17 protein-coding genes are annotated in these 18,808 nt (G+C 59.2%); 9 read left to right on the forward strand and 8 right to left on the reverse strand.

All coding sequences use genetic code 11. The annotated features are described in order from the left end of the window. The first annotated feature begins 8 nt into the window (after positions 1-8). The 6 genes from FHU41_RS02435 to FHU41_RS15005 all read left to right on the forward strand — a co-directional run bounded on the left by FHU41_RS02435 (position 9) and on the right by FHU41_RS15005 (position 8,273). A complete protein-coding gene (locus tag FHU41_RS02435; protein WP_179388054.1) occupies positions 9-308 on the forward strand; it encodes a twin-arginine translocase TatA/TatE family subunit in 300 nt (99 codons plus the stop codon). A 47-nt stretch (positions 309-355) separates the two neighbouring features. Beyond that, positions 356-1,156, forward strand: a complete 801-nt coding sequence (gene tatC / locus FHU41_RS02440) for a twin-arginine translocase subunit TatC (RefSeq protein WP_179389086.1) — start codon at positions 356-358, stop codon at positions 1,154-1,156. Positions 1,157-1,224: 68 nt separating this feature from the next. Further along, positions 1,225-4,056 (forward strand): DEAD/DEAH box helicase, encoded by a 2,832-nt coding sequence (locus FHU41_RS02445; protein WP_179388055.1) that lies wholly within the window; start codon positions 1,225-1,227, stop codon positions 4,054-4,056. 47 nt (positions 4,057-4,103) lie between these two features. Beyond that, positions 4,104-5,744 carry an amidohydrolase gene (locus FHU41_RS02450; protein WP_179388056.1) on the forward strand — a complete coding sequence of 547 codons (1,641 nt, stop codon included), beginning with the start codon at positions 4,104-4,106 and terminating at the stop codon, positions 5,742-5,744. Positions 5,745-6,122: 378 nt separating this feature from the next. Then, entirely contained in the window at positions 6,123-6,854 is a 732-nt protein-coding gene (locus tag FHU41_RS02455; RefSeq protein ID WP_179388057.1) for a glycosyltransferase, read from the forward strand. 630 nt (positions 6,855-7,484) lie between these two features. Beyond that, complete coding sequence (locus FHU41_RS15005) at positions 7,485-8,273, forward strand: alpha/beta hydrolase (RefSeq protein WP_246279412.1); 789 nt, start codon at positions 7,485-7,487, stop codon at positions 8,271-8,273. 94 nt (positions 8,274-8,367) lie between these two features. On the opposite strand, the gene FHU41_RS02465 is transcribed toward FHU41_RS15005, so the two are convergent. The 4 genes from FHU41_RS02465 to yczR all read right to left on the reverse strand — a co-directional run bounded on the left by FHU41_RS02465 (position 8,368) and on the right by yczR (position 11,931). Next, positions 8,368-8,721 (reverse strand): RNA polymerase-binding protein RbpA, encoded by a 354-nt coding sequence (locus FHU41_RS02465; RefSeq protein ID WP_179388058.1) that lies wholly within the window; start codon positions 8,719-8,721, stop codon positions 8,368-8,370. Between the two features lie 117 nt (positions 8,722-8,838). Then, complete coding sequence (locus tag FHU41_RS02470) at positions 8,839-9,813, reverse strand: SPFH domain-containing protein (protein WP_246279413.1); 975 nt, start codon at positions 9,811-9,813, stop codon at positions 8,839-8,841. A 64-nt stretch (positions 9,814-9,877) separates the two neighbouring features. Continuing rightward, positions 9,878-10,369, reverse strand: coding sequence for an NfeD family protein (locus FHU41_RS02475; RefSeq protein WP_179388059.1), 492 nt, complete (start codon positions 10,367-10,369; stop codon positions 9,878-9,880). Between the two features lie 152 nt (positions 10,370-10,521). Then, entirely contained in the window at positions 10,522-11,931 is a 1,410-nt protein-coding gene (gene yczR / locus FHU41_RS02480) for a MocR-like transcription factor YczR (protein ID WP_179388060.1), read from the reverse strand. 93 nt (positions 11,932-12,024) lie between these two features. Here yczR and yczE point away from each other — a divergent pair, with 93 nt between their 5' ends. Then, positions 12,025-12,711, forward strand: coding sequence for a membrane protein YczE (gene yczE / locus FHU41_RS02485; protein WP_343046225.1), 687 nt, complete (start codon positions 12,025-12,027; stop codon positions 12,709-12,711). Here yczE and FHU41_RS02490 read toward each other — a convergent pair. Beyond that, entirely contained in the window at positions 12,653-13,561 is a 909-nt protein-coding gene (locus FHU41_RS02490) for a putative RNA methyltransferase (RefSeq protein WP_179388061.1), read from the reverse strand. The two genes, yczE and FHU41_RS02490, sit on opposite strands and share 59 nt — an antisense overlap. A gap of 109 nt (positions 13,562-13,670) precedes the next feature. Here FHU41_RS02490 and FHU41_RS02495 point away from each other — a divergent pair, with 109 nt between their 5' ends. Continuing rightward, entirely contained in the window at positions 13,671-15,680 is a 2,010-nt protein-coding gene (locus FHU41_RS02495) for a prolyl oligopeptidase family serine peptidase (protein WP_179388062.1), read from the forward strand. Between the two features lie 11 nt (positions 15,681-15,691). Here the strand turns inward: FHU41_RS02495 and FHU41_RS02500 are convergent, their stop codons facing one another. Then, positions 15,692-16,321, reverse strand: a complete 630-nt coding sequence (locus FHU41_RS02500) for a peptide deformylase (protein WP_179388063.1) — start codon at positions 16,319-16,321, stop codon at positions 15,692-15,694. 57 nt (positions 16,322-16,378) lie between these two features. Here FHU41_RS02500 and FHU41_RS02505 point away from each other — a divergent pair, with 57 nt between their 5' ends. Continuing rightward, the gene (locus FHU41_RS02505; protein WP_179388064.1) at positions 16,379-16,777 is read left to right on the forward strand and encodes a hypothetical protein; all 399 of its coding nucleotides are present in this window, start codon (positions 16,379-16,381) and stop codon (positions 16,775-16,777) included. Between the two features lie 7 nt (positions 16,778-16,784). Here the strand turns inward: FHU41_RS02505 and FHU41_RS02510 are convergent, their stop codons facing one another. Both FHU41_RS02510 and FHU41_RS02515 read right to left on the reverse strand, forming a co-directional pair. Then, positions 16,785-17,294, reverse strand: a complete 510-nt coding sequence (locus FHU41_RS02510) for a gluconokinase (RefSeq protein WP_179388065.1) — start codon at positions 17,292-17,294, stop codon at positions 16,785-16,787. Further along, entirely contained in the window at positions 17,291-18,721 is a 1,431-nt protein-coding gene (locus tag FHU41_RS02515; protein WP_179388066.1) for a GntT/GntP/DsdX family permease, read from the reverse strand. The genes FHU41_RS02510 and FHU41_RS02515 overlap by 4 nt, the downstream gene beginning before the upstream one ends. Positions 18,722-18,808 lie beyond the last annotated feature (87 nt).

Below are 18,808 nucleotides of genomic sequence, written 5' to 3' on the forward strand. Positions count from 1 at the left end.
GGACTACCGTGGGACGACTTTTTGAGAACCCGGTTGTAATTATTGTCATTGTCGTCGTGATCGTCTTGCTGATCGCGGCGCCGAAGTTACCTGCGATGGCACGCAGCCTGGGCCAGTCATTCCGGATCATTAAGTCTGAGGTCCGTGAGTCGAAGAACGATGGCCAGGATGCTGCTGGAACCGCGCAGTCCACTGGAACCCCGGCCGAGGGGCCGGTCGAAGGTACTATCGTTACCCCGGTGAACCCCCAGGCTAATAACGGCAATAACAGCGGGACAAGCACGCCTCCCGGCAACACCACTGTCTAAGGACCGTGGCTCTTTTCAAGGGACGCACATCCAACCCCGAGGGGCGGATGTCCCTCAAATCACACCTCGTCGAGCTGCGCAATAGGCTGATTAAATCTGCTATTGCTTTACTGCTCGGAGCTATTGCTGGCTGGTTGCTCTACGATCCGCTTTTTGCAGCGATTTCGGAGCCGATCAAGAGAATCGCGCACGAAAAAGGTTTCGACGCGAAAATCACCTTTGGCGGCATCACCACCGGCTTTGACCTGCACCTGCAAGGCGCCTTCTTCATCGGGGCGATCGTCTCCTCGCCGATCTGGATCTATCAGATCTGGGCATTCATTGTCCCGGGACTGAACGCGAAAGAGCGTCGGTATACCTTCGGCTTCATGTTCGCGGCTATCCCGCTTTTCGCCGCTGGACTCTACTGCGGCTGGTGGGTGATGCCCAATGTGGTGCATGCCCTGATGAGCTTCACTCCGAATGATTCCAGCGCCGCCAACTATATCCAGGCTGGCGACTACATCACCTTCATCATGCAGCTGATCTTGTTCATGGGCATCGCCTTCCTGGTGCCCGTGGTGTTGGTTGGGGTGAATATGGCCGGTGTGCTGCGCGGCAAGACGATGTTCAAGAGCTGGCGGTTCACCGTCTTGGGCGTTACTCTCGTATCTGCGATGGCGGCCCCCGGCAATGACGCGTTCACCATGTTCCTGCTGGCCGGACCACTGCTCGTACTCTACTTCGGCGCAATGGGCTTGTGCGTCTTGTTGGATAGGCGAAGGGACCGCCGTCGGGCCAAGCAAGCTCAGGAAACCGAGGAGACCGCAGATTCGGCCACCTCCTTGGGTGACCTCGAAAATCTTTGAGTGGATTTGAGCCGAGGAGAATTCTCGGCCTGATCGGATTAGACCCGGCTTAGCCGTAGGCTAAGAGCATGCCCTCACTTTCTCCGGCCGAACGCTATCAGGCAGCCAGGGAACGAATGGTTGAATCCCGAACCCAGTTTGCCGCGTTCAAGGAAACCTTCGAGTTCGACTTAGACGATTTTCAGCTGCAAGCCTGTCAGGCCATTGAGGCCGGGCAAGGCGTTTTGGTGGCGGCCCCCACCGGTGCAGGTAAGACCATCGTCGGCGAATTCGCCGTTTATCTAGCCCTTGCACGCGGACTGAAAACGTTCTACACCACGCCGATTAAGGCGCTGAGCAACCAAAAGTACGCTGAGCTGGCCGGCAAATACGGATCAGCCGACGTCGGGCTCCTCACCGGCGATACCTCGATCAATCCCGAGGCAGCGATCGTGGTGATGACCACCGAGGTGCTGCGCAATATGCTCTACGCCAGCTCGGAAGCCCTGGACGACCTGGCTTTTGTGGTGATGGACGAGGTACATTACCTAGCCGATCGCTTCCGGGGCGCGGTGTGGGAAGAGGTCATCATTCACCTGCCCAGCGAGGTGCAGGTGATTTCGCTCAGCGCAACGGTCTCCAACGCCGAGGAATTCGGTGCCTGGCTGGATACCGTACGAGGATCCACCGAGATCATCGTCTCGGAGCATCGTCCGGTGCCACTTTGGCAACATGTCATGGTGGGCAAAGACATTGTTGATCTCTTCGCCGGTGACACTTCTTTCGATCAGTTGAACGTCCAGTCGGAGGCGGTCCCAGAGGTCAACACCGAACTACTCCAGCTAGCCAGGACCGAGGCGCAAAACAGAATGCGCGGACGTTTTGCGCACGGCGGCCGCGGCGGACACCGGAAGAACAATGTCAATCGGCTGGCTCAGAGCCACCAGGATGCCGGGCAATCTCCCGTTCGCAAGGCCAGCCGAGCCCAGGTGATCCTCGCTTTGGATCGAGCCGATCTGCTGCCTGCCATCACCTTTATCTTTTCCAGGGCGGGTTGCGATGCAGCGGTGCGCCAGTGCGTGGATTACGGCCTTATGCTCACCACCGAAGCCGAGCGGCAGGAAATCTCCGCCCGAGTCGAACAAGCTAGCCAGGATATCCCCAGCGATGATCTTGAGGTCCTTGGCTACTGGTCCTGGCGGGAAGGTCTTCTGCGTGGAGTAGCAGCCCATCATGCCGGAATGCTGCCCACCTTTAAAGAACTCGTCGAATCGCTCTTTGTGGACGGTTTGGTTCGGGCAGTTTTCGCTACCGAAACCTTGGCCCTCGGGGTGAATATGCCGGCTCGTTCCGTGGTTTTGGAAAAGTTGGAAAAGTACAACGGTGAATCGCATGTGAATGTCACCGCGGGGGAGTACACCCAGCTCACCGGCAGGGCAGGGCGGCGAGGCATCGATGTTGAGGGTCACGCCGTTGTGCTCTGGCAACCGGGCACAGATCCAGGAGCCGTGGCGGGGCTCGCCTCACGGCGTACCTATCCGCTGAATTCCAGTTTCCGCCCCACCTACAACATGAGTATCAACCTGATAGCCCAGTTTGGACAGGGCCGGGCGCGCGAAATCCTAGAATCCTCCTTCGCCCAATTTCAGGCTGATCGCTCGGTGGTTGGCTTGGCCCGTCAGGTGCGCAGCCGGGAAGCGGCGCTGCTGGGCTACCAGGAATCCATGACCTGCCACCTGGGCGATTTCGGCGAATATGCACAGCTCCGCCGTGAACTGAGTGAGGCGGAGTCCCAGGCTGCTAAGCAAGGCGGCCGGGCCCGGCGCGGGGCGGTGGACGAATCGCTCGCTGCCTTGCGGCCGGGAGACGTGATCGAGGTGAGCGCCGGACGTTCGCCGGGTTACGCCGTCGTAATAGCCACCGATCCGCAAGCCCATGAGCCAAGGCCCACCGTGCTGACAACGGATAAGGAGACCAGAAGAATCGGTCGCCACGATCTGCAAGGCCCGGTGGCGGCGCTTGGTCGGGTGCGAATCCCCAAACAGTTTAATCTCCGTCAGCCTAAGGATCGAAAGAACCTGGTGGCCGCGCTTAACTATGCGCTGAGTACCTTCCAGGACGCCCCGAGCTCCAGAGTGGGTGCCTTCGCGGATAATCGCAGTGCTGCCCAGGAGGAACAGATCGCGGCCTTACGCAGAAGATTGCGAGCTCATCCCTGTCACGGTTGCAGCGATCGGGAGGCACACGCCCGATGGTCGGAGCGCTGGTGGCGCTTGCGCCGTGAAACAGATTCCTTGGTGCGGCAAATCCAGGGCCGCACCGGAACCATTGCGAAAACCTTCGACCGGGTCTGTGAACTGCTGCGCCAGGACGATTTTCTGGAGTCCCTGCCCGGTGGCGGATTGCGACCCACCGTGGCCGGCCAGCGCTTGCGCAGGATTTATGGTGAAAAAGATCTGCTCATCGCGCTCTGCCTCCGGGAAGGCGCTTTTGAAGCCTTGGACGCAAACGAACTAGCTGCCTTCGCCTCAGCCCTGGTCTATCAAGCCAAACGTGAGGAACGCGGCTTGCGACCGCGGATGCCCAGCCCGGTGTTGGAGCATTCGGTAGATGTGTTGGTTCGGCAGTGGTCGATGCTGGAGGATCAGGAGTCCCAGGCTAAGCTGCCACTCACCTCAGAGCCCGAGTTGGGTCTGCTGTGGCCGATGCTGAAATGGGCTAGAGGCAAGCATCTGGAGGCCGTGCTGGAGGGTACGGATCTTGCGGCCGGGGACTTCGTCCGCTGGGCCAAACAAGTCATTGACCTGCTCGATCAGTTGGCCAGCGTTCCAGGACTGGCGCCAGGAGTGCGCAAGACCTGCTTGCAAGCCATTGAGAGGGTGCGCCGCGGGGTAGTGGCCTACTCCGCTTTGGCCGCCTGATCAGCAAGTTCGGAAACTCAACAGAATCTCAACGGAAAGAACTCGCTATGTCACTCACGCTCTACCGCAATGGTTCCGTCTACAGCTCTGCTGATCCGTTGGCGACGGCGATGTTGGTGGACGGCGGCACCGTGGCTTGGGTGGGAGGTGAGCATGCGGCTACTTCGCTACAGGATTCCCGGATGCAAGTCATTGACCTGCAGGGCGCTTTGATAACCCCGGGATTTGTGGATTCGCATGTTCATGTAACCGAGACCGGACTGGCTTTGGAATCACTGGACCTGACGAGCGTTACCTCGGTCACGGAGCTTTTGGCGAGGGTGAGCGCTGCGGCGCAGGGGCCAGGAGCCTTGCTTGGCTTCGGCTGGGATGAGACTCATTGGCCTCAGCCCAGGCCACCGAAAGCCACCGAATTGGATCGGGCTAGCGGCGGGCGTGAAGTGTATCTGGCTCGTATCGACGTGCATTCGGGCGTGGTGTCATCCGCCCTAGCGGAGCGGCTTGGCTTATCCGCAATGGACGGTTGGCTGGGGGACGGCCTAGTAGTCCGGGCAGCGCATCTGGCTGCCCGTGATGCGGCGAGGCAACTCACACCTCAGCGACGGGCTCAGCTCCAGGAGCTTGCTCTGCAAGCGGCAGCCAAGGCTGGTTATGTGGCCCTCGCGGAAATGGCGATTTCTGGCACCGACGCTATGGAGGACCTGGCGCTGCTGATGAGCCGATCCGAGGCGGGCACTAGTCCTCAGATTCTGCCCTACTGGGCGGAATTGATCTCCGATGTGGAGCAAGGCACGGAACTGCTCGGCAGACTCAGCGAGGCTGGAATTAGACCCTTAGGCTTTGCCGGGGACCTCAATATTGATGGCTCAATAGGTTCCAGAACGGCCGCGTTGCGCGCCGACTACTCAGATCAGCCCGGGCAGTCTGGAACGCGGTATCTGAATGCTGAGCAGATCGCCGATCATCTGCTGGCCTGTGCTCAGCTGGGTCTGCAGGGCGGATTCCATGTGATTGGCGACGGCGGCATGGACTTAGCTGTCGAAGGCTTACGGAGGGCTGCCGAAAGGTCGGGAGCTGCCGCCGTCCGAGCGGCTGGGCATCGCCTGGAGCATGTTGAGATGGCCGATGCCGAAACGATTTCGGTTCTGGCCGAGCACGCAGTGACGGTAAGCATGCAACCGGCCTTCGATGCGCTTTGGGGCGGTCCGGACGGACTGTACGAGCGCAGGTTAGGAATCGAACGGGCCAGCGGGATGAATCATTTAGCGGATATGTTCGCGGCTGGGGTTCCGGTTTGCCTGGGCTCTGATGCTCCGGTCACGGCTTTGGATCCCTGGGCGAGCGTGAAGGCGTCACTGGGGCACCATCAGGGTGCGCAACGGATTTCTGCTCGAGCGGCCTTTATTGGTCATAGCAGGGCGGGCTGGAGGGCCGCGCGCGAGCCCGATCCAATGATGGGACAATTGGTACCGGGTGCGCCCGCGAGCTACGCCCTCTGGCAGGTGGACGAGCTGATGGTGCAGGTGGCGGACGAACGAGTGCAATCCTGGAGCACCGACCCCCGCTCGCGAACTCCGCTGCTCCCAGCTCTCGATACCGAGAACTCCCCCTATTGCCTCAGCACGGTGCACCGCGGACGGTCATTGTATTCAGAAACAGAATTTGCCCCAGACCTCGCGGATGCATGACCTTCCACTACGCGACACGCCGAAGGCCATGAAAAATCTGAAAAAATCTGAAAAATTCCTCTTTCTAAACCCCCGTTCTGACCTGCGGAAACGCACAAAGCCGCTGGTCAAGGCCAGATTGACAGTCAGCACACAACACGTAGGCTGTTACTTCAACGGGTTCCTTCTTGAGTTCTTCGGAATGGCCTGGTCGCCGTGAGATCCGCGCATCTACGCGTTCCGGCGGCTCTTGTAACGGGTAGGTTCACGCGTCAGTAGAAAACAGTTTGAGTGCGCCAGGACGGTTGCATTGGAATTGGCCCGAAGGCGCGTGAACCTACCCATTTCTCTGCCCGTATAATGGTTTCCTGTGCCAAAAATGCAACGAAAGGCCATTGGGTGCGTGTTCTGACTATCATCCCGACCTATAACGAGCTGGAATCACTGCCGCTCACCCTGGCTCGGTTGCGTAAAGCTGTGCCCGCTGCCGACGTGTTGATCGTCGACGACAACAGCCCGGACGGTACCGGTCGTCTGGCCGATGAGCTCGCCGCCGATGACCGCCAGGTGCACGTTTTGCATCGCAAGGGCAAAGAAGGCTTAGGTGCCGCCTACATCGCAGGCTTTGGCTGGGGCTTGGACGCCGGCTACGACGTGCTGGTGGAGATGGATGCAGATGGCTCCCACCAACCCGAGCAGTTGCCTCTTTTGCTTGACGCGGTCGAACAAGGCGCAGATCTGGTCCTGGGCTCTCGTTGGGTGCCCGGCGGGAAGGTTGTCAATTGGCCTTGGCAGCGCAAACTGATTTCGCTTGGCGGCAGCCTGTATTCCAGGATTCTGCTCGGCGTAAAGTACCGCGATATCACCGGCGGTTATCGAGCCTTCAAACGCGGCACCCTCGAAGCGATTGACCTCTCGAAGGTCGATTCGGTTGGTTACGGCTTCCAGGTTGATCTGCTGTGGCGTACCGTGCAGCTTGGCCTCAAGGTGGTTGAAGTACCGATCACCTTTGTGGAGCGCGAATTCGGAGCCTCCAAGATGGGTGGCGGCATTTTCAAAGAAGCGATGGTCAACGTGGCGAAATGGGGCTTGACCGCTCGTTGGAGTAAGCTCACCGGCAAACGAGGCTAGGCCTAGTTCGACACTCGGTTGCGATACCATCGGGTTGATGGGGGATGGCGGTTCCACATCAGGTGCTGCCCTGTCTAGCGGAGGTCGAGTATTGTCCTGGTTTCTCTCCATTAATGTTTTCGCGAAATCGACCCTGCTTCCCGTATATCTGCTCAGCGGCCTACTCATAGTTCTGCTGATTGTCCGGCTACCCCGCCTTGATCGTCCTAAAGGCAAGAATGTGGGGCGCGCCCCACAACTCAGTCGATGGATCTTGCTGGCTTTGCTCGCACTCATTCTTGGTGGGGCAACCGGCTTGTTGGTGCTTTGGCTTGTTTTGATTGTCTACGATACTTTCGGGGGACCGCTAACCCCGGAGACCTGGGGCTGGGCGATTGCATTATTTGCAGCCCTTGGGCTGGTCATTGCGAATTTTTTCCGGACTAGGCTGTGGCGCAAGGCGATAGCTCTCTTGACCGTTCCAATTATTCTGGTTACTGCAGCACTAGGCATTAATGTCAGCTTTGGCTTGAACCCGACAGTGGGGGCAATGTTGGACATCTCCTTAGAACCCAGCTTTCGCTTACCAAGCCCAGCAGCGCTCCGGATCCAAAAGAACCCTTGTGGAAGTTCTGGAAAGCACCAGCCGATATGCCCGCCGTTGGCAAAACGGGGGTTGTATATATCGATCCCAAGGCTTCGGGGTTCAAGGCCAGACCTGCAGGGGTCTACCTCCCACCGGCGGCTCTCACAGCGCATCCGCCAAAGCTGCCTTTTTACCTGTTGATGATGGGGCAACCGGGACGGCCTGACCCACACTATGTTGAAGGCATCTTCAATGACTATGCGAAAAAGCACCGTGGGTTGGCACCCATTGTGCTGGTCGCCGACCAAGTTGGTCCCACGCAGTCAGACACGCTTTGTCTCAACAGCGCTAAATTTGGTCAGGTAGAGGATTACATCGCGAAAGATGTTGTCAGCTGGGCTAAGCAAAACCTAAATATCCTCTCCGAACGCAAATATTGGACGGTGGCTGGATATTCCAACGGCGGTCAGTGCGCTATTTCATTCGCTGCAAAGTACCCGCAGGTTTGGGGCAATGTAGTGGATATTTCGGGGGAGGAATATCCGGGAGCAGAACATCCTGCGAGCAACCTGAGTTCAATCTTTAATGGCGACCAAGCTGCCTACGACGCTGAAAAACCGATTAACATCATGGCTAAGCATCACTATCCGGACACTCACGCAGTTTTTACCGTAGGCTCCGATGACTCACTTTATGTGGCACAAGCCAAACGGGTTTCTCAAGCAGCCCGTGAAGCCGGAATGATCGTTGATTACCACGAAGTGCTCAATGGTGGTCATCTGATTAAGGCATTGGCTGGGGGGCTCACTCGAGGCTTACAGGTGCTTGACAAGCGTTGGGGGCTGAGCCAATAGCTGCGCCCAAGCCGATGTGCTTTTTGTTCAGCCTAGGCTGAGCAAAAGGGTGGGGCGGGAACCATTGGTTCCCGCCCCACCCTTTTAGGTTCTGTTACTTGCTGGCCTTGACTCGTTCTCCACGGCGTTCGCGAAGAATCTTCAAACGGTCATCCAGAATGGTTTCCAATTCGGGCACCGTGCGACGCTCCAGCAACATATCCCAGTGCGTACGGATCGGCTTCTCGGAAGGATCGATCGGCTTCTCGCCGTCAACCAGAATCGCTTCTCGTCCGGTTTTGGAGACCCACACCGGGGGGATTTCGGCCTCTGCGGCGAAGGTCACGAAAACTTGCTCGCCATCGTTGCAACGGTACTCGACCCGCTGACGGGGTGCCGGTTCAACACCGGACTCGGTTTCCATGCTCTGGGCGCCCAAACGCATTCCGCGCAGACTGCGGTCACTCATGTTTTCTCCCTCGCTAAAAACTTACCCTAGTAACAACGCTAGAACGCGGTGTTGTGTTCCCGGGTATCCCCGGAATACGGGCAAAGCTCCATTATATCCGACCTTGCTCGACTCTGCTTAGGCGCTGTGGCTACCGGAGTTGCCCGCCTCGCTGCTTCCGCCGAAAGTAGTCGTTTCGGGAGCGGCCTCGGAGTCTGCTCCCGGACTGACCTGACCGAGTATACTGCCGATGCCCTTGAGCGCCTCACCAACCTCGCTCGGGATGATCCAGAGCTTATTGGCGGAGCCATTAGCCAACTTGGGCAAGGTCTGCAGGTACTGATAAGCGAGCAGCTTCTGGGTGGGGTTGCCCTTGTGGATGGCGTCAAAGACCTTTTGAATGGCCTGGGACTCACCATCAGCGCGGAGGATGGCTGCCTTGGCGTCACCTTCAGCCTTAAGGATTGCAGATTGCCGCTCACCTTCTGCGGTCAGGATCGCCGATTGCTTAGTACCCTCGGCGGTCAGAATCGCGGCCCGGCGGTCACGTTCGGCGCGCATCTGCTTCTCCATCGAATCCTGGATGGACAGTGGCGGATCAATCGCCTTCAACTCGACTCGGGACACCCGAATGCCCCAGCGTCCGGTGGCTTCGTCGAGGACCCCGCGCAGTTGACCGTTGATCTGGTCACGGCTGGTGAGTGCTTCTTCTAGGTTCAAGCCACCGACCACGTTACGCAGCGTGGTGGTGGTCAACTGTTCAACGGCCTGAATGTAATTCGCAATTTCATAAGTGGCTGCTCTGGGGTCGGTGACCTGAAAGTAGACCACGGTGTCGATGGAAACCACCAGGTTGTCTTCGGTGATAACCGGCTGCGGCGGAAAGGAGACGACCTGCTCGCGCAAGTCCAGTAGCGGCAGCAAACGGTCGACGAAGGGAATCAAAATGGTCAAACCGGGATTGAGAGTGCGCTGGTATCTTCCCAGCCGCTCCACTACCCCCGCACGTGCTTGCGGAATGATACGAACGGATCTGATCAGCACGATCACCACGAAGATGATCACCACCACCAGCACTATGGTCAGAGCCACAGCACCTGCACTGTTGTCCATGTTGTCCTCTTCTATTGTTACTAGTTGTCGCTACTTAGTTCTTCTGTTCGTTCCGGGTAGAAACTTATAATCCAGCCGGAGTTGCCGGTGAGCCCTGGGATGATGCGGTGGGCAGCGGGGTAACGATCGCGGTGGCACCTTCTATTTGGATGACCTCGACGTTGCTTCCCGCTGGCAAGGTGGTCTGGCCACGGGTTCGGGCGCTCCAGGTATCGCCGCCTATTTTTACCAGCCCGCCCTCTGTGCTGACAGCCTGCACCACGACGGCGGGGTGTCCGATGAGCCGATCAATATTAGTGCGCTGATCGTTGGGGCCCTTGTGAAGGTGGCGGAGGGCAATCGGCCGCACAAACAAAATCATGGCGAGTGCCACTACACAGAAAACCACGACCTGGAGCCAGAGCTGGGCGCCCAGGAAATAAGAGATTAGAGCTGCCAGAGCGCCGACGGACATTAAGATGAAGAACAGATCGAGGGTAAGGATCTCGATTCCGGCCAGAATCAGAAACACGATGAGCCAGAGGGCCCAGCCGTTCTCGAATAGCCACTCGAACATTTCAGTCTCCTGACCCTGCGTTTTGCCTGCGATCCAGGCCCTTGCCTGTTTCCAGCCTACTACGTCATGAGCTGGCGCACAGAAGTTTAGCCCAGGGAATGTAAAAGAGATGAGATTGAGACTAAATCGAGACTGAGGAGGTTTCTAGCGGCCTAGATAACAGCTTGTAGGGGCATTCTTCCGGGCACGCTACCCACCGAGCGGGAGGCACGGACCAGCGCCTGAACACCCGCCCTCAACTCATCGTCGCGGTAGGTAAAAGGTAGTCTCAGGAATCGTTCAAAAGCACCTTCTAAGCCGAAGCGGGGTCCGGGGACCAGGGCAAGGCCTTCCGCCCGCGCGGCTAGCGCCAGCGCGGAGGAGGAGGTTTCGCCCGTATTGATCCACAGTGACATCCCGCCGTCGGGCAGATGCACCGGCCATTGCGGAAAGTGTCTAGCGAGCTCCGCGGCCAGCAGATCACGTCCGGCACGCAGCCCACGGCTCCGGTTGGCTGCCATTAAATCGGTCTCGCCGAGCAGATGTATCGAAGCCAATTGCTCAAGCAGCGGGGTGCCTAGATCCATCGCGGGCCTGGTGCGCAAGACCCGGGCCAGCAGGTCTCGGGAGCCTCGGATCCAGCCGATGCGCAGCCCACCCCAAGCCAGTTTGCCGAGCGAGCCGACCGTGACGATGCTGCCGGAGAAGCTGGCCATCGGTGGCATCGAGCCCCGATCGATGTCCAATGAGGCGGTGGTCTCGTCCACCACTAAGGTAGTTCCTTCACGCGCTGCTAGCCGGGCTAGCCGTTCGCGGTCGTCGGCGCTCATGCTGGCCCCGGTGGGATTCTGGAAATCGGGCATCAAAAACCCCATGCTGGGCGCTGCTCGACGGATCAGCATCTGACCTTCGGCAACATCCCAGCCGCCCTCCGAGCTCACCGGCATGGCCAGCAGTCGTGCTCCGGCAGCCAAGAAGGTATCGATGGCATGAGGATAGGTGGGATGTTCGATCAGGATTCGTTCGCCGGGGGAGTAGATGGTGTGCGTCAGCAGGCTGAGAGCGTGTTGCGCCCCCAAGGTGATGAGCACCTGATCAGGAGTGGTGGGCAAACCTCGTTCGATGTAATGATCGGCGACGGCGGCCCGCAACTCCGGCAGGCCCTGCATATCGAATCCCTGATGGCTGAGATAGTTCGGTAATTGCTCCACCGCGAACTGATAGGCAGCGGGCAGGCCCGGATAGGCGGCTGCCGCTGCTTTGGTGAAATCAAGCGGAACTTCCTGGGGCAGCGGAATTGCGCCTCGGTGTCCGTCGGGAAGTGAAAGTGTTGATCCGGAGCCACGCACGCTGTGCAGGTAACTGTCCTCACGCAATTGGGCGTAGGCCGCAGCCACGGTGGTACGGGAGACCTGTAGCGCGCTACTTAGCTCACGTTCGGCAGGTAGTCGTGAACCACTGGCTAGCCTGCCGTCGATCAGCATGACCCGGACACGGTCCGCCAGCGCGAGGTAAGCCGCACGATGAGAGCGCCATTCGCCCAACTCTCGGGCCAGTCTGCGGGCGGAGACAATCTGAGTCATAGGGCCACTTTAGGCGATGCATCAGCGGATATCCAGGCCAGATTACGGAGATTGGTACTATTCGGTCAGGCCAATTTCACCGACTCTAGAGTGGTGAAGACTTTCCTGACCACCGAGAACCTTGTCCTCCGGCTGATCCGGCTTTTCCTGGGCTTGCTCGCCTACGGCATTGCTATTGCGTTGATGATCCGCGGAAATCTGGGGGCTTCACCTTGGGATGTCTTCGGCCAGGGACTCGCGCACACCACCGGATTGTCGTTTGGAACCTGCACGATTTTAATCTCCGGAGCTGTGCTCCTACTCTGGATTCCGCTCAAACAGATGCCAGGCTTTGGCACCTTGGCCAATGCGGTGCTGATTGGCTTCTTCGCGGACGCCGGGCTCTCGCTGATCCCGGCACAGCACAACCTTCTCTGGGAAGCCCTCATGTTCCTGGCCGGTTTGCTTTTGCTTGCCTTCGCCACCGCGCTCTATGTCGGTGCCCGATTGGGGCCGGGACCGCGTGATGGTCTGATGACCGGCTTGGTTCGGCGTACTGGCAGGCCGGTCTGGATGATCCGCACCGGGATCGAGGTATCTGTCGTGGTGATCGGTTTCTTCCTGGGCGGGGTAGCGGGCATTGGCACCCTGATTTTTGCGCTCGGCATCGGCCCCATCACTCAAATTGCATTTCGCTTACTCTTCGTCGATCTCAAACCCCGGCAGCGTGCCGCTAAAAAAACTAGGGAGACTGAGGAAGCGGAAGCACCGGCCGCTGGGCTGGCAGCCGAATCGGCCTGAAAGCCGAGATCTGGAAGGCCTCCTGTACTCGATACTCCGCCTGATCAAGGGCAGCGCTAAGGTTATCCGTCGCCAGATGGTGGCCGGAAGGACCCATCATGATCAGGTCTTCGGCAGCTTGCGCGCTCAGTAGGAGTTCGGTGCGTAGCTCCGACTCTTCGATCAGTTCGAAATGCTCCGAAAGACCGTGATGCAGGGCGGCTTGCTTATCTTGCTGCTGGCCCAGCCTCCCGGCGATCTGGGGCAAGCCGGAGAGATGTTCCGGCAGTGGGGTGACCACCAACAGCACACCATCGGAGCGCAGCACCCGGTGATATTCAGCCGCGTTGCGTGGCGCAAAAACTACTAGGACGACGTCGGCCACCTTGGCTGCCAGCGGCAGTGGTCGCCAGAGATCCCACACCACTTGGAGAGTTCCGGGAAGTGCCCGAGCGGCTCGCCGAAGTGCCTCGGGGGATAGATCAAGCCCGAGCGCGGCCACTGCCGGGGCATCTTCGAGCACCGCCTTGAGATAGTAGCCGGTACCGACTCCGGCCTCCAGAATGAGTGAGTCCGCACGCCGCTGAGGGGCGAGTCTGCTGGCCACTCTACTTAATACCCGGGCCAAGCCAGCGAAATGGCCAGCCTCCAGGAAGCGGCTGCGCGCACCGATCATTGTGGCAGTCTCCGGGGTGGCTTTGCTGCGATTTCCGGAGAGCAAATTCAGATAGCCATGGCGGGAGAAGTCGAAGCGGTGGCCGCTGCCGCACAGCAAGCCGGGGGTGCCCTGCTGCTCGGCAGTGAATTGTTCGGCACAGACCGGGCAGATCAACGCCTGGAGAGCTACCGGAGAGATTTCGTCCTGGCGCATGAGTTCATCCTAAGGGGCGGACTCATGGAATAGCGGGCGGAGGGCAAAGGTAGCCGAAAGATTGTCCGGGACTGTCCAGGGCGGGCGGCTCGAGCGTAGGGTGAATAGGGTGAAACCAGAACATCTTCCGCTCATTCACCTTGTCTCCGCTCCCGCTCTGCACCCCACAGCAGAGTACGCCGTGATCAGCGTTAACCGTCCGGATTTCAATGCTGACAGCTACGTCGGGCAGCTCTGGGAGGTGCCACTAGAGCCAGGCGCCAAGCCGCGCCGGATCACCCGAGGATTCCGTGACTCGGCACCGCAGTTTTCCCCGGACGGAGCCGCTCTGGCGTTCCTCAGGTCGGCCCCGGGCAAAGCGGCTCAACTGCATTTGGTCGATGCTCGCGGGGGTGAGCCGCAGGCGATTACCGATCAAAAGCTTGGGGTGGGTTCCTTTCAGTGGTCCCCGGACTCTTCACGGATTGTCTTTACCGCGGCCGTACCCGAAGAAGGCCGCTATGGCACCCTGGACGGCGTTGGCGCCGATGCCGAGGCACCCAGGCTGATCACCGGAGTTAAATACCGGATGAACGGCGAGGGCTTCACTACCGACAAAACTTCCCAGATTTTCGACGTCGAGGTGCCGGCTCTTGATGCGGAGCCCACCGTTGAACCGGTGGGCAGAGCAAAGGGGCAATCAGCGGACTCTTTTAGCCCGGTACCCCAGCCCCGACGGCTTAGCGAATCTCCTTTTGAGCACAGCGCGCCCCGCTACAGCAGCAATGGTGAACGAATTTACTTTATTGCCCAACGTCTAGATAGCTCGGATGGTTGCTCAGAACTATTCTCGATGAGCGCCGAGGGCGGCGAGCTGCAGCAGCTGAACAACTATCCCTTTAGTGGCTTCTCGATCTCCAGTGCCACCGAATCCGCGGACGGGAAGTGGCTCTTTGCACTGGGTGAGGAACTGGGGAGCACCGGGACAGACTTTGTGGCCGCCCAAAGCGGGGTTTTCGTTCGCCCGGTGGGTAGCGATGAATCCGTGAGTTGGCGACGCCTCAGCGACTCGGAGAACCAGGACTTTGGCGAATCTCCCGAATTGGTTCGCAGCGGCCCCGATGCCGTACTGGCCTTTGAACGAGCCCGCGGCAGGCAACGGCTACATCGTTTCGAGGCCTCCGGCGAAACTTCTCTGCTGGTCGATGAGCCGCTGCTCGTCACCGCGGCGGCAACCGCGTCCGGACGAACCGTGCTCAGTTATACCGATGCTCAGAGCTTCGGGGACCTCGCGCTGCTCTCCGATGCGGGGCTGCAGAAACTCACCGATTTCTCCTTCGAGTTCCGGGCTCAAGCCGGAGTCACTGCCTTGCACGAGCACAGCTTCCCCTCCTCGGACGGTTATCCGGTGCATGGCTGGACTTTGCTGCCACCGGGGGAAGGGCCACATCCGGTCTTGCTGAACATCCACGGCGGACCCTTCGCGCAGTACGGTTGCGGAATCTTCGATGAGGCACAGGTCTACGTTGAGGCGGGCTACGCCGTGGTGATGTGCAATCCGCGCGGAGCGGCTGGTTACGGTTATCAGCATGCGCGAGCCATTAAGCACCAGATGGGCACCGTTGATTTCGCCGATGTGCTTGGCTTTCTCGAAGGGGCGCTCGCAGAATTCCCGCAACTCGACGGTGAGCGACTCGGGATAATGGGAGGTTCCTACGGCGGATATCTGACCGCGTGGACGATCAGCCAGGATCACAGGTTCACCGCTGCCATTGTGGAACGAGGGTATCTAGACCCGCTCAGCTTTGTCGGCTCAAGCGATATTGGCTGGATCTTCCCGGATGAGTACAACGGCAGCAATCCGGAGTTAATTGCTGCACAGTCCCCGATGGCTCAACTTAGCGAGGTTCGCACTCCTGCTTTGGTAGTGCATTCCGAGGAGGACTGGCGTTGCCCCATCGAGCAGGCGCAGCGTTATTACGTCGGGCTGAAACGTCTGGGCGTGGAAACCGAGATGCTGATTTTTCCCGGTGAGAATCATGAGCTATCCCGCTCGGGGCGCCCACATCATCGGAAACAGCGCTTCGAATACATTCTGCAGTGGTGGGCTAAATACCTACCCACCGCGCAGAACAACTGAGCGAGCGGGAACTAGAAACCCAGTTCGCGCTGGGCCAGCTCAATCCCGGGCTGTGCCCAGCGTCCGGCGTACTCCGCGTTGTTCGCCAGCGACCGAAGCTCTGCCCGATCGAGGTACAGTGTGCCGCTGAGGTGGTCGGTCTCGTGTTGCACAATCCGAGCCTGCCATCCGGTGAACTCCCGGTAGCTCTGTTGGCCATTGGCTTCGATGAAGTGAAGTCCGACCGAGCGGTGCCGGGATACCACGGCTTGCCATCCCGACATCGAGAGGCAGCCTTCATAGAATTCTGCTTTTTCGCTACCCAACGGTTCATAGCGGGGATTGAGGATGGCAAAGAAGGGCAGCGGCTCCCGCTCCCGAGTGGCTTGAATCTGCTCGGAGACCGTAAAGCTGTCCTCAAGAACAGCCAATTGGAGCGGGATGCCTAGTTGCGGTGCGGCGAGGCCGACGCCGGGAGCGGCGTGCATAGTGCTGCGCATTATTTCAATCAGGGCGGCTAGTTCCTCGGGCTCAAGCTGAGCATCCCAGGGCTGCGAGACCGCACGGAGCGCGGGGTGCCCCGCCTGCACAATGGACGGGAGGGCGCCGTCCTCTGCGGCTTGGATCAGGTTCAGAACCGAGGAGCGCAATGAATCCGGCATCCAACTAGTCTAAGCCGGGCCGCTACAACCCCGGTCTCCGGGTGGATATGCTGAGTTATGAGTTCTTCCCCGCAGGATCGTTTCTTTGTCTATTTCCGGCGGGGCGCTGCCAGCTTGGAAAGCGCCCTGAACACCTTGCCAATGCATGACCTTCAAGCGGCTTCGGTGACCGAAGAAAACTTCTTAGTAAGCGAGCAGGGACTGTCTTTTCTGATCACCCTGGAGGAATCGGAGCAGGTGCCGCTCGCGGCGGCACAAGCCGCCGGTGCCGAGCCGCGCTGGCAGCCGCTCACCGAGTGTACAGCCCGTTTCGCCGTCGAAATCTCTGATCTAGAAGCGGCACTGGAAGAGATTAACACCATGCTCGAACTACAAGGGGCTCTCCAGGATTGCTGCAATGGCTACTTGGTGCTGCCATGGAATGGCGGCATTCTGGAACCGTGGGGCGTGGACTGAACGGATCTCAACTAGCGCTGAGTCGGAGCCGCTGAATGATCTCGGCGGCCTCCTCAACGGGGGAATGGCTGATCTGTACGGTCAATGCCGCCTCGTCCTGGGCTGGCGGTTCCAGCGCCTCGAACTGAGAATCCAGAAGCGCGGGTGGCATAAAATGACCGTGTCGTGCGGACAGCCGCTCGGAGATTTCCTGTTTGCTCCCAGCCAGATAGACGAAAATGACATTGGCTTGCCGAAGCCTGTCCCGATAGCTTCGTTTAAGCGCCGAACAGGTCACCACACCGGGCATCTGATCAGCTTCGTGCTCGCCAATCCAATCTGCAATCTTCAGCAGCCAGGGCCAACGGTCCTCGTCATTAAGTGGGATGCCTGCGGACATTTTGGCTACATTGGCCGCCGGATGGAGATCATCGCCCTCTAAATAATCCCACCCCAACTGCCCGGCAAGTAGGGCAGCCACCGTGGACTTACCGGAGCCTGAGACCCCCATCACCACCAGAACCGGATGGGCGCTCATGCGATCAGCACCGAAAGCAGCATGACCAGGCCGAAGCCGACCACCGAAATGAGGGTTTCCATTACCGACCAGGTTTTAAAGGTTTGCCCTACGGTCAGTCCAAAGAGCTCTTTGACCAACCAGAAGCCCGCGTCGTTGACATGGGAGAGGAAAAGCGAGCCGGAGCCAATCGCCAAAGCCAGCAGAGCGGCGTGTGCGGGGGAGAGCGAACCAGCGAGCGGAGCAACGATCCCGGCCGAGGTAATGGTTGCCACAGTTGCCGAACCGGTGGCCAGTCGCAACGCGACGGCGATCAGGAAGCCCAGCACCAGCACCGAGATGCTGGCACCTTGAGCCCATTTGGCCACCGAGTCACCCACCCCGGCCCCGATCAAGGACTGTTTGAAACCGCCACCGGCGCCCACGATCAGGATCACTGCGGCGATGGGTCCTACGCTCTGCCCAATTTTCTTAGCAAGAGCGGCGCCGCTGAGCCCTACCGCATAGCCAAAGCTGACCATTGCGAGCAGCACCGCCAGGGTCATCGCCACAAGGGGCTCGCCGATGAAATCAACCACCACACGCAGTGTGCTGGGCTGGGCAGAATTGGAATCCAAGATGTCCACCACGGCTTTGACCAGCATGAGTAGAACCGGGAAGACGATGGTCAGCACGGTTACGCTGAAACTCGGTGGGCGTTTCACTTCCGGATCGGTCTCATTGTTCCGAGTGTTCACTCCACCAGCCGAAGCCGGCGCATCGACCGGAACCCAGCGTGCTGCGAGATTGGAGAAAAGTGGACCACAGATGATCACGGTGGGAATGGCGACCAGGATGCCGAAGAGTAAGGTGAGGCCGAGCGGAGCATTGACGGCCTGGATGGCGATCAGCGGTCCGGGATGTGGCGGCACTAGGCCGTGCAGTACGGATAGCCCGGCGAGGGCGGGGATGGCAATTCGCATCAGTTTGGTTTTTGATCGCTGAGCCACCAGGACAATCACCGGTAGTAGCAGCACCAGGCCGATTTCGAAGAACATTGGCAGCCCGATAATGACCGCCACCAGAGCCATCATCCAGGGCACCTTGGCTCCAGATACCTTGGCCAGCAAGGTATCCACCACCTTGGTGGCACCACCGGAATCGGCCATTAGCTTGCCCAGCATGGCACCCAGGGCGATCAGCAGACCGACTTCCTGCAGCACCGAGCCGACGCCCGATTCAAAATTAGTAACCACCTTGCCCAGCTCAATACCGGAACCCAGGCCAACAACCGCGGCGCCCAGAATCAGTGCCAGGAAGGGATGCATCTTAAACTTGGCGATCAGCACGACGATGAGCGCAATGCCAACCGCTGCCAGGATGATCAACAGTGTGTCATGGGAGTTCCAGGGTTGCTGTGCTGCTTCGGAGGCAGCCGGGAGAATGGCCAGCGCGGTCTGAGGAGACATGAAACCTCATTGGTTCGGCGGATGTGTATTGTGAGCCAGATTACCTAGTAAGTATGCTTTATTCAATTTAATGTTGAGGAAGATCCG

Origin of the sequence: Psychromicrobium silvestre (genome assembly GCF_013408295.1) — a bacterium.
GTDB classification, from domain to species: Bacteria; Actinomycetota; Actinomycetes; order Actinomycetales; family Micrococcaceae; genus Renibacterium; species Renibacterium silvestre.